At 46.6% G+C, this 25,705-nt stretch carries 23 protein-coding genes and 1 tRNA gene; 12 read left to right on the top strand and 12 right to left on the bottom strand.

Translation table 11 applies throughout. The features are described 5' to 3' along the window. Window positions 1–64: 64 nt before the first annotated feature. Window positions 65–964, bottom strand: a complete 900-nt coding sequence (locus ACZ5KY_RS06210; RefSeq protein ID WP_464243033.1) for a M15 family metallopeptidase — start codon at window positions 962–964, stop codon at window positions 65–67. A 164-nt stretch (window positions 965–1,128) separates the two neighbouring features. Further along, window positions 1,129–1,204 (bottom strand) — tRNA-Thr (locus tag ACZ5KY_RS06215). 153 nt (window positions 1,205–1,357) lie between these two features. Here ACZ5KY_RS06215 and bioB point away from each other — a divergent pair. The 7 genes from bioB to ACZ5KY_RS06250 all read left to right on the top strand — a co-directional run bounded on the left by bioB (window position 1,358) and on the right by ACZ5KY_RS06250 (window position 7,934). Next, the gene (bioB, locus tag ACZ5KY_RS06220; protein WP_464243034.1) at window positions 1,358–2,341 is read left to right on the top strand and encodes a biotin synthase BioB; all 984 of its coding nucleotides are present in this window, start codon (window positions 1,358–1,360) and stop codon (window positions 2,339–2,341) included. A gap of 76 nt (window positions 2,342–2,417) precedes the next feature. Beyond that, window positions 2,418–2,708: an antitoxin gene (locus ACZ5KY_RS06225; protein WP_464243035.1), complete on the top strand. Its 291-nt coding sequence runs from the start codon at window positions 2,418–2,420 to the stop codon at window positions 2,706–2,708. 2 nt (window positions 2,709–2,710) lie between these two features. Next, window positions 2,711–3,271 carry a manganese efflux pump MntP gene (locus tag ACZ5KY_RS06230; RefSeq protein ID WP_464243036.1) on the top strand — a complete coding sequence of 187 codons (561 nt, stop codon included), beginning with the start codon at window positions 2,711–2,713 and terminating at the stop codon, window positions 3,269–3,271. 79 nt (window positions 3,272–3,350) lie between these two features. Beyond that, entirely contained in the window at window positions 3,351–4,625 is a 1,275-nt protein-coding gene (locus ACZ5KY_RS06235) for a DUF4382 domain-containing protein (RefSeq protein ID WP_464243037.1), read from the top strand. A 151-nt stretch (window positions 4,626–4,776) separates the two neighbouring features. Then, complete coding sequence (serB, locus tag ACZ5KY_RS06240; protein WP_464243038.1) at window positions 4,777–5,979, top strand: phosphoserine phosphatase SerB; 1,203 nt, start codon at window positions 4,777–4,779, stop codon at window positions 5,977–5,979. Window positions 5,980–5,991: 12 nt separating this feature from the next. Continuing rightward, window positions 5,992–6,693 (top strand): DNA/RNA nuclease SfsA, encoded by a 702-nt coding sequence (sfsA, locus tag ACZ5KY_RS06245; RefSeq protein ID WP_464243039.1) that lies wholly within the window; start codon window positions 5,992–5,994, stop codon window positions 6,691–6,693. Beyond that, window positions 6,693–7,934, top strand: coding sequence for a nucleotidyltransferase (locus ACZ5KY_RS06250; RefSeq protein WP_464243040.1), 1,242 nt, complete (start codon window positions 6,693–6,695; stop codon window positions 7,932–7,934). The genes sfsA and ACZ5KY_RS06250 overlap by 1 nt, the downstream gene beginning before the upstream one ends. A gap of 485 nt (window positions 7,935–8,419) precedes the next feature. On the opposite strand, the gene ACZ5KY_RS06255 is transcribed toward ACZ5KY_RS06250, so the two are convergent. From ACZ5KY_RS06255 to ACZ5KY_RS06265, 3 genes are read right to left on the bottom strand one after another with little or no spacing between them, the layout of a single operon-like run. After that, complete coding sequence (locus ACZ5KY_RS06255; protein ID WP_464243041.1) at window positions 8,420–9,037, bottom strand: TPM domain-containing protein; 618 nt, start codon at window positions 9,035–9,037, stop codon at window positions 8,420–8,422. 53 nt (window positions 9,038–9,090) lie between these two features. Further along, window positions 9,091–9,795, bottom strand: coding sequence for a TPM domain-containing protein (locus ACZ5KY_RS06260; RefSeq protein WP_464243042.1), 705 nt, complete (start codon window positions 9,793–9,795; stop codon window positions 9,091–9,093). Then, entirely contained in the window at window positions 9,792–10,367 is a 576-nt protein-coding gene (locus tag ACZ5KY_RS06265) for a LemA family protein (protein WP_464243043.1), read from the bottom strand. The genes ACZ5KY_RS06260 and ACZ5KY_RS06265 overlap by 4 nt, the downstream gene beginning before the upstream one ends. Before the next feature lie 218 nt (window positions 10,368–10,585). Here ACZ5KY_RS06265 and ACZ5KY_RS06270 point away from each other — a divergent pair, with 218 nt between their 5' ends. Both ACZ5KY_RS06270 and rpsU read left to right on the top strand, forming a co-directional pair. Next, window positions 10,586–11,221, top strand: a complete 636-nt coding sequence (locus ACZ5KY_RS06270; protein WP_464243044.1) for a YkgJ family cysteine cluster protein — start codon at window positions 10,586–10,588, stop codon at window positions 11,219–11,221. Between the two features lie 136 nt (window positions 11,222–11,357). Then, window positions 11,358–11,552, top strand: coding sequence for a 30S ribosomal protein S21 (gene rpsU / locus ACZ5KY_RS06275; RefSeq protein WP_464243045.1), 195 nt, complete (start codon window positions 11,358–11,360; stop codon window positions 11,550–11,552). An 84-nt stretch (window positions 11,553–11,636) separates the two neighbouring features. Here the strand turns inward: rpsU and ACZ5KY_RS06280 are convergent, their stop codons facing one another. The 3 genes from ACZ5KY_RS06280 to ACZ5KY_RS06290 all read right to left on the bottom strand — a co-directional run bounded on the left by ACZ5KY_RS06280 (window position 11,637) and on the right by ACZ5KY_RS06290 (window position 16,565). Next, window positions 11,637–13,925, bottom strand: a complete 2,289-nt coding sequence (locus ACZ5KY_RS06280; RefSeq protein WP_464243046.1) for a putative bifunctional diguanylate cyclase/phosphodiesterase — start codon at window positions 13,923–13,925, stop codon at window positions 11,637–11,639. Beyond that, window positions 13,910–14,842, bottom strand: a complete 933-nt coding sequence (locus ACZ5KY_RS06285) for a substrate-binding domain-containing protein (protein WP_464243047.1) — start codon at window positions 14,840–14,842, stop codon at window positions 13,910–13,912. The genes ACZ5KY_RS06280 and ACZ5KY_RS06285 overlap by 16 nt, the downstream gene beginning before the upstream one ends. A 277-nt stretch (window positions 14,843–15,119) precedes the next feature. Continuing rightward, entirely contained in the window at window positions 15,120–16,565 is a 1,446-nt protein-coding gene (locus tag ACZ5KY_RS06290; RefSeq protein ID WP_464243048.1) for a glyceraldehyde-3-phosphate dehydrogenase, read from the bottom strand. Window positions 16,566–16,903: 338 nt separating this feature from the next. On the opposite strand from ACZ5KY_RS06290, the gene ACZ5KY_RS06295 reads away from it, so the two are divergent. The 3 genes from ACZ5KY_RS06295 to rd all read left to right on the top strand — a co-directional run bounded on the left by ACZ5KY_RS06295 (window position 16,904) and on the right by rd (window position 18,843). After that, window positions 16,904–17,875: a class II fructose-bisphosphate aldolase gene (locus tag ACZ5KY_RS06295; protein WP_464244641.1), complete on the top strand. Its 972-nt coding sequence runs from the start codon at window positions 16,904–16,906 to the stop codon at window positions 17,873–17,875. Window positions 17,876–18,130: 255 nt separating this feature from the next. Continuing rightward, window positions 18,131–18,637 (top strand): ferritin, encoded by a 507-nt coding sequence (locus ACZ5KY_RS06300; protein WP_464243049.1) that lies wholly within the window; start codon window positions 18,131–18,133, stop codon window positions 18,635–18,637. A 41-nt stretch (window positions 18,638–18,678) separates the two neighbouring features. After that, entirely contained in the window at window positions 18,679–18,843 is a 165-nt protein-coding gene (rd, locus tag ACZ5KY_RS06305; RefSeq protein ID WP_464243050.1) for a rubredoxin, read from the top strand. A 203-nt stretch (window positions 18,844–19,046) separates the two neighbouring features. On the opposite strand, the gene ACZ5KY_RS06310 is transcribed toward rd, so the two are convergent. The 4 genes from ACZ5KY_RS06310 to ACZ5KY_RS06325 all read right to left on the bottom strand — a co-directional run bounded on the left by ACZ5KY_RS06310 (window position 19,047) and on the right by ACZ5KY_RS06325 (window position 25,703). Continuing rightward, the gene (locus ACZ5KY_RS06310; RefSeq protein ID WP_464243051.1) at window positions 19,047–20,207 is read right to left on the bottom strand and encodes a ChaN family lipoprotein; all 1,161 of its coding nucleotides are present in this window, start codon (window positions 20,205–20,207) and stop codon (window positions 19,047–19,049) included. Between the two features lie 18 nt (window positions 20,208–20,225). Beyond that, a complete protein-coding gene (gene speD, locus ACZ5KY_RS06315; protein WP_464243052.1) occupies window positions 20,226–21,017 on the bottom strand; it encodes an adenosylmethionine decarboxylase in 792 nt (263 codons plus the stop codon). Between the two features lie 299 nt (window positions 21,018–21,316). Continuing rightward, on the bottom strand, window positions 21,317–22,516 hold the full coding sequence (locus ACZ5KY_RS06320; protein WP_464243053.1) for a TolC family protein: 1,200 nt from the start codon (window positions 22,514–22,516) through the stop codon (window positions 21,317–21,319). A gap of 82 nt (window positions 22,517–22,598) precedes the next feature. Continuing rightward, window positions 22,599–25,703: an efflux RND transporter permease subunit gene (locus tag ACZ5KY_RS06325; RefSeq protein WP_464243054.1), complete on the bottom strand. Its 3,105-nt coding sequence runs from the start codon at window positions 25,701–25,703 to the stop codon at window positions 22,599–22,601. Between the last annotated feature and the right edge of the window lie 2 nt (window positions 25,704–25,705).

Genomic DNA, 25,705 nt, shown 5'->3' on the forward strand with positions numbered 1-25,705 from the left:
GAGACCAGATGTAAACGATTGCTCTGATTCCCATATTTTTTCCTGTCAGGTCAATTGGTAAGCGTCACTCGCCCAATAGCTTTGCGCTATCGTACTCAAAGTGCTGGTAATCAAGTAGGCTCGACCAGCTTCCCCCCCAAACAAAACCTTGATTAGTAAACGCATTTACCGCTGCGGAATCTGTTTGCAGGTATCCCGGCACCTTTTTACTTCGATCAATATACTCTCTACCTATCTCAGGAAATACTAGGCAATCGTTGGGTCGATCAGTGCAAAAGCTTAAGACTGGTGATGCGGTGTTGTATCCATTGCGGCGTAAAAACTCCTCTTTGCCTTCAATCGTGTCCCAGCCCATGGTCTTGAGTGAAGCACTTCGCGGGGCAATATAGGGATTTTGAAGCGGGTTAATGTCGATAGCACCACCGTAGCTATGCTTGGAAAAAACACCTGGTTTTCCTGTGATATCGCGGCAGTTAAATGCCGAGCTGTTGTTGGCTTCCATAGAACGGTCATCGCTGGCATCGTAGTTTTCAATTAACTCCATTTTCTCAATAGGGTAGCGAGCGGCGAAGAGATCGGCAAACGTGTGTAGTGTTGGCATTGTCAGCTTACGGTGCACCACCAGTTCGCCAACCTTGATTTGACCATTAAAGCCCCAGTGTGTCAGGACAAGGTAACTCAGGTCAGCCAGCCCTACGGGACATCCTTGTTTCCAACTTTTTTTAAGAAGCATCTGTTTTTCAACCGCCACGGGAAGGGTTGTGGCGATTGCGTAAAACCCCTCAGGTGTTCGTAACTCGCCAATAACTTCGTTAGATCCTGTTGTGCGCGAGTGAATTTCTTTCTCGATACGAACGGTGGGGATTTCGCTGGCTCGCAGCGGAATATCAGTGACAGAACAGCCATTCAAAAATAGCATTATAATCGCAGTGCTATAGCCGATAATATTCGTGCGTAATTTCATGATTACTCCCAAATAAATTTTATTCAATCGCAAACGTTACAGCTAACTATCTTGCCTCATCGAGTAAGGTAATACTTACTTGCTGATCTAACCATGACAGAAACAAAAACGCCCTTGAAAAATCAAGGGCGTTTTTATTCTGTGCAACACATGCACTATATAATTGGAGCCGTTAAACGGAGTCGAACCGTTGACCCCTTCATTACGAGTGAAGTGCTCTACCAACTGAGCTATAACGGCATCAATTTCAACGATTTGTATGTACCGTAATTCGATTGCGCTGTCAAACCTTTTTGCTTTACTGGTTGAGGGTCGTAAACTTGTGCGATCTCTTGGTTGACAAGGCTGGCCCAGAGCCGTAAAGTCAGAGCTTCAAAGTCAACAGGAGGCGCAATGAACCATAGCATACATCAAAGAATCGAAACGATCTTATCGGGTGGAAGTTTAACGGCACAGCAGGTGTTATCGTTAGTTCGCAAGAGTGAAGAGAATGAGGTCGCCCTGAAGTCATTGCACCAAGGGGCTGAAGCAATTCGGCAACAGTTTTGTGGTGACCAGGTTGAATTGTGCTCGATTGTGAACGCTAAATCAGGTCGTTGCGCTGAAAATTGTGCATTTTGTGCCCAGTCGCAACATCATCAAACGGCTGCTCCTATCTACCCTTTGCAGGGGGCCGATCAATTAGTTGACGTGGCGAAGAGGGCCGAGCAGGGTGGTGCGCGCTGTTTTAGCTTGGTCACTAGCGGAACGCGTGTTTTACCGGGGGAGGAGATTGATACCTTGTTGCGGGCGATCGAGAGAATTGCAGCGGAATGTGATCTGGATCCCTCTGTTTCGCTTGGCTTTCTCGATCGGAAGACGGCTACTCGCTTGGTGGATGCAGGGTGTGTGACCTATCACCATAACCTTGAAACGGCACGTTCATTTTTCCCAAACGTTTGCACCACCCACGATTATCATCATGCCATTGATACGGTGACTGTTGCCGGGCAGGCAGGGTTACGGGTGTGCAGTGGTGGCATATTTGGTATGGGGGAAAGTTGGGCGCAGCGGATCGAACTAGCCTGTACCTTGCGCGATTTAAAAATTGATTCGGTACCGATTAATTTTTTGACTCCCGTGGCTGGCACTCCCCTTGAAAATCAACCCGCCCTCTCTCCTGACGATTGCTTGACAACCATTAGTCTGTTTCGCTACCTGTTGCCGCAGGCGCGAATTTCAGTTTGTGGTGGTCGGCAGTATCAACTTAAAACACGGCAAAATGAGATATTTAAAGCAGGCGCAAGTGGTATGATGATCGGTGATTTTTTAACCACCTCGGGGAGTGCTCTAAGCCTCGACCATCAATTGCTTCAGCAGGCAGGAATGGCTTGGTAACGGAGCCATTGCCACACCGTGCTTGTCAGTGTAAAGTGCCGCTATTATCAATTTATTTTAGGTGAAGGAATAACCCTTGGACTTAGAAGAACTTTATCGCACAACTGTCGATGTGTGGGGTGAACCCGCTCAATATGATCAAGCCGTGGAAGAGTGCGCCGAGCTGATTGCCGCGCTGATGCACTATCGGCGCGAAAAGGTCGATGCACAGCAGGTCATTGATGAATTGGCTGATGTGACCTTGATGGTTGGTCAGTTGACATGGATGTTTGGTGCCGAACGGGTTGCTGAAGCCGTCCAGCGCAAGCGTGACAAACTCGATGGTTTGCTCGACAGCGAGCGTGTTAAAATTAAGGCTAAGTTGTAACCATGGAACTGTATGCACTTTTGGGTGTCGCCATTGCTTTAGCGATGGATGCCTTTGCCGTGGCGTTATCGGCAGGGGTCATTTTACCGGTCTTGACTGGTCGCCATCTGTTTCGTTTAAGCTTTCATTTTGGCCTTTTCCAAGGGTTAATGCCGATCATTGGTTGGTTGATCGGTGCGCGTATTTATGATCTGGTTGCCGATTATGATCACTGGGTTGCTTTTGGTTTGTTGATGTTTATCGGCATTCGAATGGTACATGAAGCGTTTGCCTGTGACGATGATGCCCCCCGCCGTGATCCAACTCGGGGGATGACTCTGGTTACCCTGAGTGTCGCCACCAGTATTGATGCCTTGGTGGTTGGTTTAACCCTCGGGGTTCTTAAAGTTGATGTCTGGTATCCAGCACTAGTTATTGGCGTTGTTGCCGCCCTATTTACCATGGTAGGGATGATATTAGGGCGACGTGTTGGTGCGTTATGGGGCCAGCGGATGGAAGTCTTTGGTGGTGTATTACTCTGCTGTTTAGGCGTGAAAATATTAATTGAACATCTTATGAATTAGATTGCATTGTGCCTTAGAATAAACATGCTAGACTTTTCAAGTAGTAGCTTTAGCGTTGTTTTTCATATGGGAGGTGGCAATGGAAGCAAAAAATACGTGGTGGTTTCTCAGTGGCTTGATTTTGATTTGTAGTCTTACCCTTTTTGCTTGTGGCGGCGGAGGTAGTAGCAGTAGTGACTCGGCTAGCAGCGAAGCGACAACTGGCTCTGTGGCCGTGTTGGTGACCGATGCTCCGAGCGATGAGTTTAAGGCGATTGAGATTACGATTACTGGCATCAGTTTAATAGATGACGACGATGATCTTGTCGAGATCTGGTCGCTGCCTTCTGGGCAGATAATCAATCTGCTGGAGTTGGAAACAGAAGCCGACTTATTTACCCTTGCTAGCGATGTTCCGGTGGGACTGTATAATAAAATTCGCTTGCAGGTCAGTGCTGTAGAATTGGTCAATTTTGATGATAGCCGCATTGATGTCGATGTCCCCGCGTCGGGTAAAATTGATCTAAATCCGCGCGGACAGTTCTATGTTAGTGCCGATGAGACGTTAGTGGTGCAGCTCGATATTGATGCGAACAAATCAATTCATCTGGTTAATCCGAGACATTATCGTCTGCGTCCCGTGGTGTTTGTTGATATCTTAACCGCTGTAGATATCGGTCGTCTGGTTCGTTTGCCCGGTGAAATCCTCAGTGTTGATACCGTCAACAATCAATTTGTGTTGTTGGCACAAAATCAGGAATTTCTGATCCATGTTGACAGCGCTACGGTTTACTTTGGGGAGCAAGGTACGCCAACGACATTTGCTGATCTTGTCGCTGAGGATCTAGTCACCGTCATTGGTCATTTCCGTAGAGGTAGTGATGATAGCCAGCCCGTGTTTGATGCCTTGCTCGTTGAAGAGGGCGATTATCAGCGACTCCGTGGGACGGTGACCGTTGGTGTTGATAGCGTGACTGTGACCGATGATGACGATGAAGTTTTCGTTGTTAATTTAGACCCCGATACGGCTTATTATGACTGCTTTGGTTTGGCGACCACTTTAGCAGCTTTGGTTGATGGTCAACGCATTGCCGTTGATGCCATAATGGTTGATGAGGCATATTACGCGGCATTTGTTGCCACCTGTTTAGAAAGTGTTGATACGCTAGCGGGTGAGTTAGAGGTGGTCGATCCTCTGACATTGACGGTGGATGGTCAGTGTGCGAAAGAGGCGATAGCCGCTCGTTATTATCTGCTTGGCGATGATAGTTTGACCGAGATCTTTCGCAACGATCTAAGCGTCGGTAATAATGTGCTGTTGTATGGCGATGATGATGGATGTTTTAGCTATCGCCGGTTATTTAGCATCGAATAAAGATTTACCGATAGTGATTACTGGGGCGGCCAAGCAGGCCGCCCTTTTTTATGTACTATTTTATCCTGATGTGGCAGTTGCTCATTGTCGTGAATATCGGTAAACTGATATCGATTTTGTCATGTAATAAATTTAATTCTACGAGGTATTGATGGATAAGCGGTTGATTTTGATAACGATGACGGGACTCGATCGTCCTGGTGTGTTTGCCACAGTTACCGATTTAATTTCTAAAACGGAAGGTGCGCGCATCCGTGATATCGAGATGACGGTCACTCATCCACAGATGGTGTTGACGGTTCTGCTTGATCTCTCCAGTGGTGATAGTTGTGAAAAACCGTTGATAAAAGAGCTTCTTTTTGCCGCAATGGAGATGAAGCTTCATCTTGATTTCTCTGTTGTTAGTGAGGAAGACTATCGGCGTAAAACAGCAAAAAACCGCTATATTGTCACCATTATGGGCAGTCAGGTAGATGCCGAATCTCTGGCACACGTCTCGACAATTTTAGTTGACTGTCATGCCAATATTGAGCGTATTTCTAAACTGACTCAGGGCGAATTACGCTGCGTCGAGTTATTGATTGGTACCGATGCCCAGCTTGATATTCGTGCCCTGAAACGGCAACTGTTGCAACTCAGTGGCGGCCAGCATGTCGATGTGGCAGTGCAAAAAGAGAGTCTCTATCGTCGCGCTAAACGGTTGGTGGTGATGGATATGGATTCGACACTGATTCAAATCGAGGTGATCGATGAACTCGCTCGTCTGGCTGGTGTTGGCGAGCAGGTTGCTGAGATTACCGAACAGGCCATGAATGGTGAACTCGATTTTAAAGCCTCCCTCGAAGCGCGTGTCGCTCTGTTGGCGGGATTAAAAGAGGAAGCGTTGATGGAGGTATATCAGAATATCCCATTAACCACCGGCGCGCGGAACTTGGTGCGTATCCTCAAGCGGCTTGGTTTTAGAACCGCTGTCATTTCAGGTGGCTTTCAATTTTTTACCGATCGTCTCAAAGATGATTTAGGCCTCGATTACGCCTTTGCCAACCAACTCGAAATTGTCGATGGCGTGGTTACTGGCCGCACAAAAGGGGTGGTGGTTGATGGTGAGCGCAAGGCACAACTGCTTGAGGAGATTGCCCAGCGTGAGGGGATCACTCTCGATCAAGTGATTGCCATTGGTGATGGTGCCAACGATTTGCCGATGTTGGGTAAAGCTGGGTTGGGGATCGCCTTTAATGCCAAAGCGCGTGTGCGTGAGCAGGCCGATACCCATATCAATCAACAGGGGCTTGATTCGATCCTCTATCTTCTTGGTTTGTCGGAACGGGAGATGGCGGAGATCAGTGGGGACTAAGGGAGGTATGGGATGAAGTTACCACAGCTACAGGCGGGAACGCTGGTGCGTCGCTACAAACGGTTTTTAGCCGATATTGAGTTAGCTGACGGTAGTGTTTTTACCGCCCATACGCCTAATACTGGTAGCATGCGCCAATGTGCCGTTGCTGGGTCAAAGGTGTTGTTTTCACGCAGTGATAATGGCAAACGTAAATACCCGTGTACCTTGGAGTTGATTCAGGTTAATGACTCGTGGGTTGATATTAACACCCAGCGCAGTAATAAGGTGGTGGCTGAAGCACTGACCCAGGGTACGATTGATGGCTTGGCGGGCTACCATGTTCAGGCTGAAAAAAAATTGGGTGACAGCCGTATCGATTTTTTGCTTGAGAGAACGATTGATGGCGGCGATGAGCGGGTGTGGCTCGAAGTGAAGAATGTCACCATGATGGGCAGTGAGGTGTGTGCTTGTTTTCCCGATGCGGTTACTGAACGGGGAAAACGCCATCTGGTTGAGTTGATGGCTGCCAAGGAGCAGGGCGATCGCGGCGTGATCCTGTTTTTGATCCAACGCAGCGAGGCCAAATTGTTCTCTCCCGCTGCCGATATTGATCCCGCCTATGCTGAGCAGTTGACATTAGCCCTTGATGCGGGCGTTGAAGCTTATGCCTGCCGCACCGCAACAACCGAATTCGCAACACAGATCGTTGAACGTCTTCCGGTGGTGGTTTAATGCTACGCGCCGTCGGCTTGGTGACCGAATATAATCCGTTTCATAACGGCCATCGCTATCATGCTCAGCAAGCGCGAAAAGTCAGCGGTGCTGATGTGGTTGTGGCGGTGATGAGCGGCCACTTTTTGCAACGTGGTGAACCCGCGTTAGTCGATAAGTGGACACGCGCTCAGATGGCCTTGCGCTGCGGTGTCGATGTGGTGATTGAACTACCGTTTCCCTTTGCCTGCAACAGCGCACCACACTTTGCTGATGGTGCGATCCAAATTCTTGATCTGTTTCGTCCTCACATCAATAGCATGTGTTTTGGTAGCGAAAGCGGTGAACTGGAGCAGTTAAAACCGCTGGCTAAAGCGATGGCAGGCTACGACTCGGCTGACGTCGATCATCACCATGCGCGTACGGGGCAAACGTTCCCGCAGGCACGGGCTGCTGCTCTTGCTAATAAAGGGTTTGATGCGGCATTGCTCGATCAACCGAATAATATCCTCTCCTTGGCCTATTTACGTGCCATTGACCAACACAATAGCGCCTTAGAACCGCTGACCATTAAGCGTATTGGTGCGGGATATCACGATCTCCAGCCTGTCGACAATATCGCCAGTGCCACAGCCCTGCGTCAGCGCCTCTACGCAGGTGACGCGGTGCAGCCGTATCTTCCCACAGCAGCACACGAATTGTTAGTGCAGGCCGTCGAGCAAAAGATGGTGGTTGATCCGCAACGTTGGTTTAGCATGTTGCAGCAGAGTTGCTTAGATCAACGTCGTGCTCTTATCGATGTTTATCAGATGGAACCCGGTTTAGATCAGCGGATTTTTCAAGCTGCGTTGGCTGCCAATGATTATGAACAACTGGTCGATGAAGTCAAAGCCCGCCATCTTACCCGTACCCGTGTTCAACGGCTGTTGTGTTATCAACTGTTTAGTCTCCGTTCACAGGAGGTGGCCAATGCTCTTGCGCAGCCGATCCCCTATCTGCAGCTTCTCGGTGCTACGCAAAATGGTGAACGGTTCTTGAGTCAGTGTCGTAAAGAGTTGCCTATACCGCTAGTGACTAATCAGTCACGTATTCAGTCATTGCTTAATCGTCACTATGGTCGAGATGGTGAAGTGCGTCAGCACGCGCAGTGGATGATGGATTTAGAGGATCAGGTGACGCGGTTTTATTCGCTTCTTTTGCCGGGTTGGCAGGGGAAGTCACGGCAGTGGAATTATTATCAAGCGCCGCTGCGAGAATTATAATTGATAGGTCGGGCATCGTCCGACGGTTTCGTTCTGGTTGTTTACCGCCCCAACTCCCCCATTTGCCTCAGCGGGTGATGGTTGTTCTCTGTCATTTAATGTTGATCAGATTCCACGACTCTCGAAATCAAAGATAAGATCAAGTTCGCGGGTCTCGTCCCGCAGCCGACGTACTTTTTTGACTGGCCCCAAAAAAGTAAGCAAAAAATGGCCTTAAAGTTCACGCCTGCAGCGGGCCGCACTCTACTTACAATGAATCTGTTTCCCTTTTACATGTCAGCGCGGTTCGTCGGCCTCTCGATCTCCAAATCGGTGTTCTTTCGTTGATTTGGTATAGAGGGTTTTTATTGAGCGTGTTTCTCTACTTTTTCCGTGGTACGTGATTTAGATAAATCGGGTAGGGCGGGCATTGTCCGCCACAAAAAAAGAATAAAAAGAAGCCCCGCTAGATATCTAGCGGGGCTTCTTTTGTTTAGGCATGAACTCTAGTGATGAATGATATTAGGCAACTCGTTTTCATCATCCTCTTTAATCGGAAAATGAGGCGTAAGCAACTCACCACATTGCCCAATCGCGTCACAAAGCGCATCGCAGGCATGATCGTTGTGCAATCCTTTGGTGATGGTCTGCACGACCTCATCCCATTGTTGCTGCTGCACCTTGTTGTTGATGCCGCGATCAGCGAGGATTTGTACTCGGCGTTCAAACAGGCAGATCAGGATCAATATCCCTGTCTCATCGCGGGTATGATGTAAACCGTGACGGGTGAAGGATGCGTGGGCTTTTTCATCAACACACTCGTTAATCTCATCCTGAGAGATAAAGCGGCGCAGCAAGGCTGGAGTGTTGCTAATCACTAAACCGGTAACAATATAGCTAACAACGAGTAGTAGAGCTAGTCCCCAGAAGGGCAGGTGGGGGAACCACCACAGGGTCATGCTGGCAAGCGCGAGCGTGAATAGCGCGCTAAAGCGGCTATGACTGCCTTGATAATCATCGGCCTGAGCCAGAATGAGCGGTACAATCTCGCCGCTGGTTTTTTTTTCGGCTTGCGTTACGGCATCTTCAATACGCTGTTGTTCTTGTTGGCTGAATGCTTTCATGGATCGGTACTTTCTGGGGAAAATTGTTGAAACGCACTATCCGAAGCTAACTGTTACCAGCCTCCAGAAGAACCGCCGCCGCCGAAGCCACCGCCTCCACCGCTAAATCCACCACCGCCGCCTCCGCCGAAACCACCGCCACCAAAGCCGCTGCCCATCCAAAACATCGAGCGTCGGCGTCGACCGCCAAAAGGTAGTAATCCTGGGGCGAGAAATAGCAGCATCGTTAGCCATCCGAGGGAGCTACGTTTCTTTTTCTTGGGTTTTCCTGTACCCGTGTATTCGCCGCGTACTGCTTCACTCATTGAGACAACACCAGCAATGATACCGCCAGAAAAATCACCCTGTTTAAAATACGGGCTGATTTCACCATCAATAATTCGACCGGCAAGAAGATCGGTCATCCGACCTTCAAGGCCGCGGCCGACCTCAATGCGAATTTTACGGTCATCTTTGGCAATGAGCAGCAGCAAGCCATTATCACTCTGCTTTTGACCTAGTTTCCATTGCTGCGCAACCCTTATCGCAGTGTCTGCGAGATCTTCACCTTCAAGGCTGGTCAGGGTTAATACGGCGATCTGTGTCGAGTCGGTTTGCTCAAATTGCTCAAGGTATTGTTCGAGCTTGAGTTCGGTTGAGGCTGGGATCATCCCCGCCTGATCGTTGATATAGCCGTCCAGGCGCGGAATGTCGAGTGCTGCTGCCGAGGTGCACAGCAGCAAGATAGCCACTAAGGCGTAGCTGAGGTGTCGGATCAAAATTTCACCTGTGGGGCAACATCGCTACCCGCTGTCGCTTTAAACGATTCTTTGCGCTCAAGGTTGAGCATGTAACTGTTCGTTAAATTGCCAGGGAAGGAGCGGATGGAACTATTAAATTGTTGTACCGCTTTGTTGAAACGTTGGCGGGCAACGTTGATGCGGTTTTCGGTGCCTTCAAGTTGATGTTGTAGGTCGCGAAAGTTTTGGCTGGCCTTCAAATCGGGGTAACGCTCAGCAACAACCAACAAGCGCGATAATGCTCCTGACATCTGCTGTTGCGCTTGAGCGAACTGCTCCATCTTCTTTGGATCACTTAAGCCTTGAGCTGAAATGGTGGTTTTGCCAACCGTGGCACGGGCGGCGGTGACATTCTGTAACGTCTCCTGCTCATGCTTGGCATAGGCTTTAACGGTTTCAACAAGGTTAGGGATGAGGTCAGCACGACGTTGATAGGTGGCTTCAACATCACCCCAGGCGGCAAAAACAGCCTCTTCATTGGTTTGGATCTGGTTGTAGCCACAACTTGTGAGAAGCAGGGTTGATAATACTAAAATAAATGCACGTAACATGGATGGGGTCCTATTCATGGAAGATTGAGTGTCGAGAAAATAAATGTATACCACGGCAATCAATATAGGGACGAGAGGGCTAAAAGTAAACCCGAATAGGGGCTGTTGTTTGGTTTAATAGAATATTATTTGGGTAAAATTGCTTTAGCGCTTGATATTGAACAACAGTGTTCTATTGTTTATGGGAGTAGCTTGTATTTCTGTATATGGAGGAGATGATGCAATCATTCGATTTTATTGGTTATCATGATCAATTAATGGATTCTTTAAGTTCAGCGTTGTCAAAGGTAAAGAGTTCTGGTGATTTATGCGTTGTGATGACGGAGTTAACGGATCAATTAGAGGTTGAACTTGCAAAACATTTAACCGCTGCCGATCATGAGTGTCTCGCCTGCGCGGCTGGGTGCGGTAGCTGTTGCATGGTAAATGTGTCGGTCCTTGAACCCGAATCGATCAATATTTCGCGCTACCTTAAGCATACGTTGGCTGATGATGAGCGTGAACTTCTCCTTTTGTCGATGAAAAAAATGGTAAATCATATCTGTAATGTCGATGAAGAGGAGCGGATTGCCATGCGTAAAAATTGCGTCTTTTTGAGCGAAAAAGGGGAGTGTACGATTTACCCTGTTAGACCACTGTTGTGTCGCTCTATTACATCGATCAATGCGCAAGATTGCCGTGATGCCTTAACGATGCAGGCATTGGGTGAGCAGATACCGATAACGATGAATCTGTTCCAAAAAAATCTCTTTGATGTTGCCTATCAAGGTCTGGCTGCTGCGATGGAGAAGAATAGTATGGATACCGACAGTGCGGAGCTAACGGCCGATGTGTTGTCCTATTTAGAAGAGTAAAGAGTAGCTTTGGCTAATAACGTTGATTAATCGCTGTTATGCGTGAAATGGGCTTGACTTTAATAAGGCTGGCCGTTAGATTACAGCCTCCTCTCTCCTAGGGGGGAATATCTTAAATGGAAATGAGGTGATTTTCGTGGAAATTCAAGTTCTTGACAATAATGTTGAAAAAGCGATCCGAGTGCTTAAGCGTAAGCTACAGCAGGAAGGACTTTTCCGTGAAATGAAGCAACGCAAGTTTTACGAGAAGCCAAGCGTAAAACGTAAGCGTAAAGAAAAAGAAGCACAGCGTCGTCTGCGGAAAAAAATGCGTCTGATGCGCACTGACTGATCACCTCAGTCTAAATAGTTCAAATGGAAAGGGCGAACCGTTATACGGTTCGCCCTTTTTGCGTTTAATCTGCACGGTTGTTGTCTACCTGTCATCCATAAGTTCAACAAGCTCATGCGCTGGCAACGGTTTGCTAAAGAGAAATCCTTGCCCCTGATGGCAGTTCTTTTGGCGCAAAAAATCAGCCTGGGCTTCGGTTTCAATCCCCTCTGCAACGACTTTTAGATTAAGGCTGTGCGCTAAGGCAATAACCGCTGAAGCAAGGGCTGCATCATCTTCATCGCTGGTTACCCGTTCAATAAAGCACTTATCGATTTTAAGTTTCGACAATGGGAAGTAGCGCAGGTAGCTCAGTGATGAATAACCTGTACCAAAGTCGTCAATAGCCAACTGCAAGCCAAGCTCCGTTAATTCAACCATGGTTGATGTGGCTTTCTCAAGCCCATCCATAATCATACTTTCAGTAATTTCCAGCTCAAGGATCGTTGGGTCAATCCCCGTCTCATTGATGATGTTATCAACCGTTGCGACCAAGTTGTCTTGACGAAATTGTAATGGCGAAAGGTTGACTGCCACGGTAATTGGCGCGCGACCTTGTTTCTGCCAACTGACGATTTGTTTGCACGATTCACGTAACACCCACTCGCCAATTGGGACAATGAGCCCACACTCTTCAGCAAGGGGGATAAAATCGAGGGGCGAGATTAACCCAAGCTCTGGGTGGTTCCAGCGCACAAGGGCTTCCAGTCCTGTAATTTGGCGGGACAGTAAGTTGATTTGAGGTTGGTAGTAAACCACGAGTTGGTTGTGATCAATTGCCTTACGCAGATCGTTCTCAAGTTGAAAAAACTTGTTGGCATGGCGGGTCATCTCCGCTTCAAAAAATTGATATCGATTCCTCCCCTCATCTTTTGCACGGGTGAGGGCAATATCAGCATTGGTCATCAGTTGTCGAGTATCATTCCCATCACTGTTGTAGAGGCTGATGCCGATACTTGCGGTGAGATAGATCTCGGTACTTTTAAGAATAATCGGTTGTGAAAATTGATCCAATATCTGTTTAGCCATCCGGCTCATTGCTGTGAGTTCACGAGTGTTTTCAACGATTACGGCAAATTCATCACCACTGAGGCGTGCCATCACTTCGCCGTTGGTAAAGCTGTTCCTTAACCGGTTCGATACTTGGGTTAACACTTGATCCCCTATTTCACGACCAAGAGATTCGTTGATTTTCTTAAATCTATCCATGCCGATAAAGAACAGAGCGACCATCGCGGGCGGTGTGTTGCGATTCAGTGCTTGGCTTAATCGATCGCGCAAGAGAGTGCGGTTAGGAAGATTTGTTAGCAGATCGTGATGTGACATGTAAAGCAACTTCGATTTTTTTTCATCGAGGCTGGCCTCGAGTTGCAGTCGATCTGTGATGTCGCGAGTGGTTTCGATCATTCCAGAAATTTGCCCTTTTTCGATCAACGGAGAGGCTTCAATCTCGTAGATTTTAGTGCTTCCATCTTGTTGATGACGCTGTTGAATGACACGTACTGGGCCATTGTTCTCTTTCACAGCTTTAAGGGGGCACGTGGTTTGGTCATCACGCTCACCACAATAATTATCACAGCACAAATTCCCCTGCGTTTTTTTATTACTAAGGTTGTTTACAGCCGAACGATTCATGAGGATGATCTGTTTTGTGTCACGAACGACACGAATTGGATCGACAATGCCATCAATGATCGATTGCAGAAAGTGACGTTGGCGATCAAGCTTCTTTGTGATTTGGGCAACTTCACTGGTGGTGACAAGGGCAATTTGGCGGCTGAGGCCTGCACCAATCAATACCGCTAACAGCGACATGGCGATAATTTGCTGGATATTATTCCAAGCGCGGCGGTTGAGTTCACTTTTTCGAATCCCCAAATGAAGCGCTGCGCGTGTGGTGCCGACATTGACCATAATATGATAATAGTGCTGTTTGCTTTGGTCGGCGACATTTTTGATACTAATCGCGTTGTCGTTATCGATTGTTAGTTGGAGGAGGCCTTGAGGAAAACCATCTTTAAAAGTGGAGACCACGGGCACACCGTTTTGAACGAGATAGGCATAGTCGATGGCGTTATCGCTGGTGACGGTACTTTGTAGTCGCTTCAGTAGGCCAACTTGATCGTTCCAGAGAACTTGATCTGGAATCTGAAGGGACAGTAGACGCGCTTGAGCAATGTAAAATGTTTGAGTTGCTTGGCGGTAATGGTTGGTCTCAGAGATGGTCGCAGTGGTACATACCCCTAGAATCAAAAGGGTTAGTAGAACAAATGAACGCCAAAAAACCCTTTTTTTAAGTCCTGACCTGTCGATCAGTTTTAGTGCTTTGCGCATACATTGGCCATCTCTCGGATTGAATTGTAGTCGCTGTCGTTACCGAGGGTGAAATGATCGATTCGAAGTGCATTAAGAATTTTGCGCCCCTCTGGGCTTTGATGCGCGGTAAGAAAAAAATCTCGTAGTTGCTGTTTAAGCTTTGGATCCAATTGTTTCGGAACCACAACAGGTGGAATGGCAAAGTCATTTGAGGTATGGATAATACGCACTTTGAGAGCATCGGGGTCATTTTCGATGATCATGTGATTAAGAATTAAGGAATCAACGGCCGCTCCAGCCACAAAACCATTGGCTACAGCTTGAACGGAGTTGTCGTGCCCATGGCTCATCAATGTCTCTGAGAAAAATGTTTGTGGCGATTCATCTTGTGTCGCCAAAAGAAAACTCGGTGCTAAGCATCCCGTATTGGAAGTTTTTGAAGTGAAAGCGAAACGGTGACCGCGCAGGTCTTCAAGTAATTGAAATGGACTGTCTTTGGCAACAATGATGTTTGAGTTGTAGGTTGTCTTGCCGTCAATGACAGGGACAGCAAGGAGTTCTAAGCCGTAGAGATTATGACCGAGGGCGTAAGATCCTGAGCAAACAAATGCGACATCGACCTCATTTCTTTCGAGAAGTTTATCCACTTCGGTGTACGTTGATCGTTGAATGAATTCAGCAGAGTAGTGTAGTTTTTCGCCGATTAATAAGATTAAATCACGGTACAATCTCCCTGTTGTCTGTGGTGAGGTCATAGCTGCTACAGCAACATGAAGGGTTGGTCCTGTATGTTCATGTGGGATGATGACCGTCTTATCGAAATTAATGGTCACGTCTGTTGCGCTGGGCGTAATTGATAGGAGGCTGGCTATAAAGAGTCCTATTGCCGTGAGAAGTAGGAGAGGGGTCAACCTTCCTTTTATACGTTTCGCCATCGTGACCTCTTGTCGAATAATGTGTAGACGATAGTTTTAACCTTAATGAATTGGTCAGTAGACGTTAGTGTGGAGATTGTTCTGCAAAAAATATACCTAATTGCAAATAACAGTATGGCGGAGATGGTAGAGCTGGGGGAGGGAGAAAGGGTGTGGTTTGGGGGTAAATGACCCATTTTATGGGGGGGGATCACCCTGTTTATCGCAAGTGGTAATAAAAAACCTCGTTCACTTTGAAAAAGCTGAACGAGGTTTTGTTTCTGCTATGTCTTGCGAATTAACAAGGTAACGTTGGCAAGTTAAGACCAACAATCTCTTTGACTAATCCGACGACCTGACAACTGTAACCGTACTCGTTATCATACCAAATATAAAGCACACAGCGATTACCTTCGGCAATGGTGGCGAGTGAGTCAACAACACCTGCGTAACGTGATCCGACAAAGTCGGTGGAAACAACTTCAGGTGAGTTGGTGTAATCAATTTGGTCTTGAAGTGGAGAATCAAGAGAGACGTCACGCAGATGTGCATTAAGCTCTTCAGGCGTTGTTCCCTTTTCGAGTGTTAAGTTAAGAATCGCCATTGAAACATTGGGTGTAGGTACGCGGATAGCGTTACCTGTTAATTTGCCACCGAGTTCCGGCAATGCTTTGGCAACCGCCTTAGCGGCGCCTGTTTCAGTGAGAACCATATTCAGTGCCGCACTGCGACCGCGACGAGCCCCTTTATGGTAATTATCAATCAAGTTTTGATCGTTGGTATAAGAGTGGCAGGTTTCAACGTGGCCGTTGACGATACCAAACTTATCTTGAACGGCTTTCAGTATAGGAACAATGGCGTTGGTGGTACAACTTGCTGCGGAGAAGATCTCCTTCTCTGTTGCAATGAGTTCGTTGTTTACCCCAAATACGATGTTAGGGATGTCTCCTTTGCCTGGCGCAGTAAGGATAACCTTGGAGACCCCTTTGGCTTGAAGGTGGCGGCCGAGACCTTCGCGGTCACGCCAGATACCTGTGTTGTCGATAACAATCGCGTTATCGATGCCATATTGCGTGTAGTCGATATCTTCAGGAGCATCGGCATAGATGATTTTGATCATGTTGCCATTGGCGATGATCGCGTTCTCTTCACGGTCAACTTTAATAACTCCTTGAAAACGACCGTGGACAGAATCACGTCGAAGTAAGCTCGCGCGTTTGACGAGGTCATCAGGTCCGCCCTTACGAACGACTGCGGCACGAACACGTAACTTGTCGCCACCGCCCGTTTGCTCAATCAGGATTCGAGCGAGCAAGCGACCGATGCGGCCGAAGCCATAAAGTACGACATCGCGTGGCTCATCGAGAACGGAGGTTTTACCCGTATTGAGGGAGGTTAGCTCTTGACCGACAAATTCAGCAAGATCTTTACCAACCCCTTGGGATTGATAACGAATGGTCAGCTTGCCGATATCTATTTTACCGGGGGCTAAGTCGAGTTTGCTCACTGCTTCAAGGATAGGAAAGCTATCACGAACAGAGATCTCGTTATCGAGAATTTGGCGTGCAAACCGATGTGCGCGTAAAATCCCGAGGGGAGTTCTGTTGACTAAGGTGCGGCCATAGATGCTGATGTTGATGCCTTTGTTACGGTAAAGACTACCAATCAATGGAATCATTGCTTCAGCTAGGTCAATCCGCTCTGTCCAGTCGTTAAAATACGCTTCAGTTTTGTTGCAATCCATGCTCAAGCCCCTTGTGTTAGTTGGGTGTAAACGGGAAAATTATACCGCCGATGATTGTCAATTTATACTTGCTAAATCGGGCGTATCCTAATTGAAGTTGCTTTGTTTTTCAACCCTTTATCACCGATTGTGTCATCCAATCTTTCTTACCGTAATGTGATTGCAGAGATCAATTTTACCGATTATTCAATAATGCTCTTTATTTGTACTGAGTTAGCAATGTAAAAATGGGTAAAAACATGAGTTAGCACTGGACTTAGCGTAGCAACGCTGTTATTTAAAACAGTTGAGAACAAGATAAATTTAACATTCAACTCAGGAGGCAAAACATGGGTGAAATGATTCACTATAAAGATTTAGGTTTGGCCAATACGCGCGAAATGTTTGCAAAAGCAGTCAAAGGTGGTTATGCCGTTCCCGCTTACAATTTTAATAATATGGAACAGCTTCAGGCAATTGTACTTGCCTGCGTTCAAACTAATTCACCCGTGATTATGCAAGTGAGTAATGGCGCGCGAAAATATGCCAATAGTACTATGCTGCGTTTTCTTGCTCAAGGTGCTGTAGCCATGGCGCGAGAACTCGATTCGAATATTCCGATCTGTTTGCACCTAGATCATGGTGATTCATTTGAGTTGTGCAAGAGTTGTATTGATAGCGGCTTCTCGTCAGTCATGATCGATGGTTCCCACCTTAGCTATGATGACAATGTCGCGTTAACACGTAAAGTTGTTGAGTATGCTCATCAGTTTGATGTTACCGTCGAGGGTGAACTTGGTGTGTTGGCAGGGATCGAGGATGATGTGGTCGCTGAGGAATCAACCTATACTCAACCTGAAGAGGTGGAAGACTTTGTTGCCAAGACTGGCGTCGACTCGTTAGCGATATCCATTGGTACAAGTCATGGTGCGTACAAGTTTAAACTCGCTGAAGGTGAAGAGGTACCGCCGCTACGTTTTGATATCCTCGAAGAAGTTGAAAAGCGTATCCCGGGCTTTCCGATTGTTCTGCATGGTGCATCCAGCGTTGTTCAAGAATATGTTCAATTGATCAATCAATATGGTGGTCACTTAGATGGTGCTGTCGGTGTCCCTGAACCGCAATTACGTTTGGCGGCAAAAAGTTCCGTATGTAAGATTAATATTGATTCTGATGGTCGTTTAGCAATGACAGCTAAAGTCCGTGAATTTATTGCTAACAATCCAAGTGAATTTGATCCTCGTAAGTTTTTAGGCGCTGGTCGCGATGAACTGGTTGCTCTCATGACTCACAAAAATGAATTTGTTCTCGGCAGTGCCGGCAAAGGCTAGGAGGTTGTCCGACAACAGAAGAGACTACTGCGAAACCGTCTGAACGGTTCATTCTTTCGCATATTTTCGACAAATAGCGGAGCTATTCGCTCTCAAATCTGAGAAAAACTGCCCTCGCCCAGCCGATTTCTCGCTACGTCTCCTATTGTCGGACAGCCTCCTAGTTGAGAAATTCTTTTCATTTGATAAAATGAAGAGGATGGGGTATCTTGAAATTATAACTTAATTGGTTTTATTTCTTCAAGGAGAGTTACGATGATAAGTAAAGCGATGACTGATGCATTAAATAAGCAGATGAATTTTGAGTTTTATTCATCGACTATTTACCTTTCTATGAGCGCATACTGTAACCACAAGGGCTTGGATGGTTTTGCTTCATGGTTTTATAACCAATACCAAGAGGAGATGATTCATGCGATGAAAATGTATGATTATATCCTCGATCAAGGTCAAGCGGTCGAATTGGCAGCGTGCCCTAAGCCTGAAACCGATTATGGTAGTGTACTCGATATTTTTGAGACCACACTCGGCCATGAACGCGAAGTGACAGAGCGGATTTATGCGCTTGTTGATTTAGCTCTTGAAGAGCGCGACCATGGGACTAATTCCTTTTTGCAGTGGTTTGTTAACGAGCAAGTGGAAGAGGAATCAACTGTGTGCAGTATTATTGATAAGGTGAAGCTTGTCGAAAGTACAGGTAACGGCATTTTTATGCTGAATAACGAGCTTGGCCAACGCCCAGCACCAGCAGCAACCGTTTAATTATTTGATCGATAGAGTGATCGACAACAAAGGAGTATGTCATGGAACAGTTTATTTGTGATCCTTGTGGTTATATTTATGATCCTGCTGAAGGAGATCCAGATTCAGGTATTGCTGCAGGTACAGCGTTTGCTGATCTGCCCGATGATTGGTGTTGCCCTGTGTGTGGTGTTGGTAAAGAAGATTTCTCTCCGTACTCAGAATAGTGTTTTTCCTCAACGATAGGTTTCGTGACAGGACAAAATACGTAGAATAAACAAAACGCCCGCTAGATGATTCTAGCGGGCGTTTTGTCTTAAAATTTGTTGTTTACCACTTTTCCCGCAACTCATCGTAGGCTTGTTCTTTGTATTGCTGAAGTTGTTTCAGTGTGATTTGCCAACAATGTCCTGTTTGATTACCCCTCAGCTTAAAACTGAATTGTCACTTCATTCATTTCACTCTCTCGCTGAAGCGATAATGATAGGCTGTCACCCTCTTGGCACTGACTGACAGCATAGATCACATCAAATGGTGTGCTCACGGTAGTGTCGTCAATTGCTACGATATGATCACCAGCCAGAAGGTTGTAGCGCTCTGCAACACTGTCCTTAATTACCTCTTTAATCATCACGACGCCATCGTTGTCCGCTAACATAATCCCCAATTGCTGCCGTTCGGGACCCGCTTCGTAGCGAGTGTAAACAAGGTAATGATAGGCAGGAAGTGGAACTTCAGGCAGTGTGACATCCATGTACTGCTCTTTTTTGCTGTCATCCACCTCAAGGTCTTTGTTGCCGATGAGAGTATAACCGAATGGCAGTTGTTGAAAAACACGTCGTGGAATGCCATAGCCGTGGCGGATATGGTTGCCACCTGCGATAACAATCATCTGATCGTTGAGGTGGTCGGGGTGTTGGAGAAAGCTGACGATGGATTGTGCCATCGTATCATCCCATAGGCTTTGAATTTGGATAAATGAATCGGGGCTTGCGCTGCCGTGACTGTGACCTTCAAAGTAGGCGAGTAGGGTTTCGCGGTAGTAAGGATCGATATTTGTTGGCAGCGGCGTGTTGCCACTCATTGCCGACATTTTATCTTGCTTGCTGATATTTAACGCGACAATTGGCAGTTTAAGGTCACGGATTAAATTTAATAGTTCACGGTAGTAGGCATAATCAATACGCCATGATTCATACCAGTTAGATTGCTGAATAAACTCTTTTTCGCTTAATTTCCCTTGGCTCCAGGCGTCAAGTACCGCTTGTTGCCCGGAATGAAACATCTCCATGCCAACAGCAAGATTCCGTTTCGAGTTGGCATGTAGTGCTTGAGTTGTTTCAACTTGGAGGCGGTGCGAAGCTGGGTTGTCATGGGTTTCGCCGATATAGATCAGACGATCACCGCGTATTCCTGCAACCATCTGCTGGAATGAAAGTAGCGTTCCTGTCGGCAGGTGTTGAATGTCGCCAATAACGGGTTCCGTTGCCGGTGGATACGGTTCACTAACTGACGAGGGTGCTACGATGGGGGAACATGCGGCACTCATGCAAATAAATGCCACGATAAGTACGCGAGTAAATAGGGCCATGATAGCGGGTACTTTCGTTTAATCATAAATATTTTTAGAGTAAAAAATCTCTGTCATTTCTCGGCGTAATAGTTCACGAACTCGGTTTTTTTCTTTGTCAGAAAAATCCTGCATCGCGGTACCAAACAGGTATTGCTCTAAATCGACCTCTTTGAGCAACATCTTGGTATGAAACAAATTCTCTTGATAGATATTGATGTCAACGCAGTCGTACAGTTCACGCGTCGCTTTTTTAATAAATTGCTGAATGGAGTGGATGCGATGGTCGATATAGTGCTTTTTACCGTGAACGTCGCGGGTAAAGCCGCGCACCTTGTAGTCCATCAGGACAATATCCGATTCGAACGATTCGATTAGATGATTCAGTGCCTTTAACGGACTGATTTGACCACAGGTTGAGATATCAATGTCAACGCGAAAGGTGGATATGCCGAGTTTGTTATCCGTTTCAGGGTAGGTGTGAACGCACAGGTGACTTTTGTCAAGATGAGCTAATACTTGATCCGATTTGGGTTCAAGGGGTTCTTCGGCGATCAGAACCGTAACGCTGGCTCCCATGGGCTCGTAGTCTTGACTGGAGATATTGAGAATCGTGGCACCGATGATCTGCGCAACTTCGCATAGGATTTTTTCTAAACGTTCAGCGTTATATTCTTCATCAATGTATTCAAGGTATTCTTTACGCGATTGCGGTGCTTTTGCGTAGCAAACATCGTAAATATTAAATGATAAGGTTTTGGTGAGGTTGTTGAACCCTCGCAGCTTAATTTTGGGGGAACGCTTGGTACGTGAGATTTTTTTTGCGCACATGGCGGCATCTCCTTCGACAGGCTTTAAGTAACAAAAACCTGTGGTTTCCGCGGACAGAAACCCAAAATGGATACCCTTGATGGTATCGATTTTGAACAAACAGTAATGATATAAACCAGTACTGAGCGGAGCCGTTTTTGATGAATTGCTCCGGACAAATTGCCGAGATGTTTGGTCGAGCCAAACTGCGCTATAAGACCATAACCGCTAGGGAAGAACAAGAAAATAAAATTGCGCTGTTGTCGAAAATTACAGCGACAACAGCGCAATTAAAGTTGAATCGTGATGGTGTAAATGAGCTAATTTGCTTGAGAATAGTTCGGGTAAGAACCCGTTAGTTGCTCTATCGAAAATTGTGCTGAAAAGATCGATGATCGCGCTTCGATGATATTGAAATCGGCCCGAGATTGAAAGAAGATCGCATCTAAGAGTTCGACTGAAGTGGTTAACCCTTGATCGAAGGAGATACGAGTGATGCGTAAATTTTCTTCCGTTTGTTGACGGTTTGATTTGGCTACCTGAAGATTATCAACTGCGAGGTGAAACTCGCGGTAGGTATTATCTATTTCGGTGATAAGTTCATGCTCGCGCTCTTGATAACGGTATGTTGCTCGCTTGGCTGCAATGCGTGCGTGTTGTAAGTCCGCATCATCTTTGAAGCCATCAAACACGTTAATTGAAAGACGTAGTTGAGCGCTTAGTTGCTCATCGCGAATATCGCCATCATTCATCGCCAACTCATTTTCACCACGTTGATAGGTCGCTGCAAGGTCTGCACGAGGTAAAAAATTATCACGCGCCGCTTTACGATCAAGTTGTGCTGCTTCGATAACCGTTTGCAGTGATTGTAGTTCACGGTTGCTTGTTAGAAGTTGTTGCTGCAGTTGCGGCAGTTGATTCAATTCTGGTAATGCTGAAAACTCCGACAAATCAAGGTCTGTTAGTTGCACATTTGTAAGTGTTTGCCGTTGTAGTTGAGCCAGTTGTTGCTGAATGATAGTTTGCGCACGATTCACGTCAAGCTGAGAGTTTTCCAGTTCCACTTCAATGCGTAGCACCTCGTTGCGAGTGATGAGGCCAACATCAAACCTAGCTTGGGCGTTTTGGCGCTCTTGTTGGTACAGCATCAATTGGCGCTGTGCGACTTGAAGGTTTTGTTGTTGCTGATGCAGGTTTAAACAGGTTTGTGCCACTTCTTGTTGCACGCTCTGTTGAATCTCTTGCAACTGTAGATCGGCAACCTGCTGCTGTTGCTTTTTGCTGAGTAAACGATAGTAATCGCCAAAACCATGAAACAAATTCCAGCTTAGCTCAACACCGCGACGATGTGTTTTTTCCTGTTGAATAATGGTTTGGTCGCGCAATTGTTCCGCTTGATAAAAAAGATCAATAGCTGGCAGAAATGTACCGCGTTGCTTACGGACATTTTGCTGTTGTTGCTCTAATGCCGCTTGGTAGTCGCGAACGAGATAACGTTGCGACGCCGCATTTTTTTGCAACTCTGTCACCGTCCATGCAGAAGCGAACGAAGGTATGAATAGCGTGAGAATGAAAAAAAGTATGAGATCCTTTGATATGGATTTATTCAACATTTTCAGCCCTTTCTTTGTGGATAAAGAATGCCAGCAGTGCTGGAATGACAAACAGGGTAAATAGAGTCGATACGAGTAACCCGCCAAGGAGCACGCTACCGATTCCACGATACAGTTCACTTCCTGCCCCAGTTGAAAGGACAAGAGGAAGTAAGCCAAACAGGCTGGTTGTGGTACTCATGAAGATAGGACGAATACGCGTTCGGACCGATTCACTAATTGCAGTAATGCCAGATAAACCCTCATAGCGTACATTGTTGAGAGACTGATGGACAATGAGGATCGCATTGTTGACCACCGTTCCGATGAGGATGATAAAACCAAGCATAGTTAAAATGTCGAATCCTTGCGGGGCAACAAGCAGGTTAACGGTAGTGAGGCCAATAAATCCACCCGCTGCGGCAAGGGGAACACTAAACATAATGATCAGTGGATAGAAGAAATTCTCAAATAGAACCGCCATCAACAGATAGGTGAGTACCAATGCTAAGAGTAAGTTCCATTGTAGCGCTTCACGTGTTTCAACTAACTTATCTGCATTTCCTCCGATGAAAACTTTTACGTCACCGAGTGTTCCGTCATTGGTAAGTTTTTCTACCATGGCTTCGATTGTTTCTGTCGCTTGTTGCAGTGGCATCTCTGCTGGAGGTGTCACCTGTAGGGTGATATTTCGTCGGCGTTCATAGTGGTCAACCTGAGTCATCCCTTGCGAGTATTCGGCGCGTGCGACATCACCAATACGAATCAGTTCACCATGACTATTTACAATGGTGCTGTTGAGAATATCCTCAGGGCTACGAATTTCGGAATCGCTCGCCTTGAGGACGAGATCGACTTTACGCATGCCGTCGGGCATATAATCACTGATCTGGCGACCATCCATAAGGATGTCGATGTATTGGCCCAAAATTGTTTCATCCAGACCATTGGCCACCAACTTTTGCTTGTCAGCAATAATGTTCACCTCAGGATAGCTGATCTCAAGAGATGGGATGGGCCGTATTTGGGCTGATGTTAGCGCCTGGCTAATTCCGCCATAGAGGGTGCGGCCAGCGTTAACCAAGGTGTTAAGGTCGGTGCCTGTTATATTGACCTCAACAGCTCGTCCTTCACCAATGTCACTTTCGAAGATCCCAGACTGTAAGCTGACGCCAATCATGTCAGGAATACTGTTCATAATTCGTGACATCAGCGGCATTAATTTTTTTGCTTCAGTTTCGTGAGTACTAATGGCACCAATAATATTGAGGTCGGGAGTAGCGACAAAAAACAGATTTTTGATTTGCGGTACACCATCCTTACCATCTTCTTGAGTATAGGGTAGGGCCTCTTGGTAAACAAATTCCCCTATCTGTGAGCGTTTTTCCACGGATAGACCAGGGGGGGGGATAAGGATATTTAGAATAAGGTTACGGTTGCCTTGAGGCAAGTATTCTGATTTTGGTAGTAAAACCCAGGTAATAAGAATTGCCGCAAGGGTAAATAAGGTGATGCTGAGTATCCGGCTGGTGAGCGAACGTAGCGAGAGGTTGGACAACTTTATCAGTACATTAGCTATTTTTTGTCCTTGGCGACCAATGGCATCATTCTTCACTTTTGCTAACGGGCGACGCGAATAGACAAGGTTGGCCAAGCATGGGATGACCACTAGCGAGACCAGCATACTCAATAAAATAGCAAAGGTGATGGCGATGGCGATATCGCGAAAGAGTTGCCCAGCTTCTTGTTCAATAAAGATAACGGGGAGGAATACGGCTATCGTTGTTGCTGTCGAGGCGAGAACTGCGCCAAAAACTTCTTGCGCACCATCGAGAGAGGCATCAAACGCTTTTTTGCCCATCTGGCGGTGGCGGTCGATGTTTTCCAGTACGACGATGGCATTATCAACCAGCATACCAATGGCGAATGAGATCCCCGCGAGGCTGACCACGTTGATATTTCGGTCGAATACCCACAACGAAATAAAGGTTCCGATAACTGAGATGGGGATTGCAATGGCTGTAATGGCTGTCGCCGAAACGCTGCGTAGAAACAATAGCAGTACCATGACGGCAAGAATTCCGCCGATCAAAGCATTTTTCTTCACGATACTGATCGCGGTATTGATGTAAGGAGTTTGGTCGTATACCCAGTCAAGGTATAGCCCTTTTTCGGCAAGAATCCCTGCATTTAATTCGTCAACAACTTGGCGAGTGCGGCGGGTCATGTCGAGAACATTGGCACCCTTTTCCTTACGAACCCCGATAACAATACTAAGTTTACCATTCGACTGAATCGCAACTGTTTTTTTAGCGTATCCTTTTTGTGTTGTTGCGACATCGTGCAACAGAACCCGCTTGAGGCCGTCATCTTCTAACACCACACCAAGAGGATCTTTACCATTTTGAAAGCGACTGACGGTACGAATTCGGTAATCTTTATTGCCAATACCGAGGGTGCCAGCTGAGGTGTTTTGGTTTGCCCGTTGAATTGAGCTAACCATTTGGTTGATGGTGATATTGCTGCGTGCCATCTTTTGACGGTCGGCGACAATTTGGAGTTGGTCTTCCGTTCCACCACCAACAAATAGAGAACCAATGCCATCAATTCGTTCTAATTGCTGTTCCACCTCATTATCGTAAAAAGTGCGGTAGTGATCAATTGTTTCAGGATTTTCAGCTTTGGTTTTAAGCAATATCCAGATGACGGGTGAGCTGCTGGCACCAGCGGCTTCCATGATTGGTTTATCTGCATTTTCTGGGTAGTTACTGACTTCGTCGAGTTTGTTAGCAACGCGTAGTAAAGCGTTGTCAATATCAACCCCAACCTTAAATACTAGGCTGATGGTGCCGTAATCGTTATAACTTGAACTTTCCATGCTGACCAGGTTTTGTAGTCCCTTTAGTGCATCTTCCTGATCTTCTATAATCTCCTGCTCAATATCATATGGGGTCGCACCAGGCCACGTCGTGGTGATGGTGATCTCTGGCAGATCAACGTCAGGTGTCAATTGAACGGGCAAGCTTGTTAATCCGATAATGCCGAAGAGCAATACTGTGATGACAAACACTGCCACTGAAACGGGTTTTTTAATGCTGTAGTGCAATATGCTCATCG

It is taken from the genome of Desulfuromonas svalbardensis, from assembly GCF_055389415.1.

What these genes read in the sequence shown, in the direction of transcription:
- ACZ5KY_RS06210 (WP_464243033.1), bottom strand. Translation starts at nt 964, where the DNA reads ATGAAATTACGCACGAATATTATCGGCTATAGCACTGCGATTATAATG.
- bioB (WP_464243034.1), top strand. Translation starts at nt 1,358, where the DNA reads ATGAACCATAGCATACATCAAAGAATCGAAACGATCTTATCGGGTGGA.
- ACZ5KY_RS06230 (WP_464243036.1), top strand. Translation starts at nt 2,711, where the DNA reads ATGGAACTGTATGCACTTTTGGGTGTCGCCATTGCTTTAGCGATGGAT.
- ACZ5KY_RS06235 (WP_464243037.1), top strand. Translation starts at nt 3,351, where the DNA reads ATGGAAGCAAAAAATACGTGGTGGTTTCTCAGTGGCTTGATTTTGATT.
- serB (WP_464243038.1), top strand. Translation starts at nt 4,777, where the DNA reads ATGGATAAGCGGTTGATTTTGATAACGATGACGGGACTCGATCGTCCT.
- sfsA (WP_464243039.1), top strand. Translation starts at nt 5,992, where the DNA reads ATGAAGTTACCACAGCTACAGGCGGGAACGCTGGTGCGTCGCTACAAA.
- ACZ5KY_RS06250 (WP_464243040.1), top strand. Translation starts at nt 6,693, where the DNA reads ATGCTACGCGCCGTCGGCTTGGTGACCGAATATAATCCGTTTCATAAC.
- ACZ5KY_RS06255 (WP_464243041.1), bottom strand. Translation starts at nt 9,037, where the DNA reads ATGAAAGCATTCAGCCAACAAGAACAACAGCGTATTGAAGATGCCGTA.
- ACZ5KY_RS06265 (WP_464243043.1), bottom strand. Translation starts at nt 10,367, where the DNA reads ATGTTACGTGCATTTATTTTAGTATTATCAACCCTGCTTCTCACAAGT.
- ACZ5KY_RS06270 (WP_464243044.1), top strand. Translation starts at nt 10,586, where the DNA reads ATGCAATCATTCGATTTTATTGGTTATCATGATCAATTAATGGATTCT.
- ACZ5KY_RS06280 (WP_464243046.1), bottom strand. Translation starts at nt 13,925, where the DNA reads ATGCGCAAAGCACTAAAACTGATCGACAGGTCAGGACTTAAAAAAAGG.
- ACZ5KY_RS06285 (WP_464243047.1), bottom strand. Translation starts at nt 14,842, where the DNA reads ATGGCGAAACGTATAAAAGGAAGGTTGACCCCTCTCCTACTTCTCACG.
- ACZ5KY_RS06290 (WP_464243048.1), bottom strand. Translation starts at nt 16,565, where the DNA reads ATGGATTGCAACAAAACTGAAGCGTATTTTAACGACTGGACAGAGCGG.
- ACZ5KY_RS06295 (WP_464244641.1), top strand. Translation starts at nt 16,904, where the DNA reads ATGATTCACTATAAAGATTTAGGTTTGGCCAATACGCGCGAAATGTTT.
- ACZ5KY_RS06300 (WP_464243049.1), top strand. Translation starts at nt 18,131, where the DNA reads ATGATAAGTAAAGCGATGACTGATGCATTAAATAAGCAGATGAATTTT.
- rd (WP_464243050.1), top strand. Translation starts at nt 18,679, where the DNA reads ATGGAACAGTTTATTTGTGATCCTTGTGGTTATATTTATGATCCTGCT.
- ACZ5KY_RS06310 (WP_464243051.1), bottom strand. Translation starts at nt 20,207, where the DNA reads ATGGCCCTATTTACTCGCGTACTTATCGTGGCATTTATTTGCATGAGT.
- speD (WP_464243052.1), bottom strand. Translation starts at nt 21,017, where the DNA reads ATGTGCGCAAAAAAAATCTCACGTACCAAGCGTTCCCCCAAAATTAAG.
- ACZ5KY_RS06325 (WP_464243054.1), bottom strand. Translation starts at nt 25,703, where the DNA reads ATGAGCATATTGCACTACAGCATTAAAAAACCCGTTTCAGTGGCAGTG.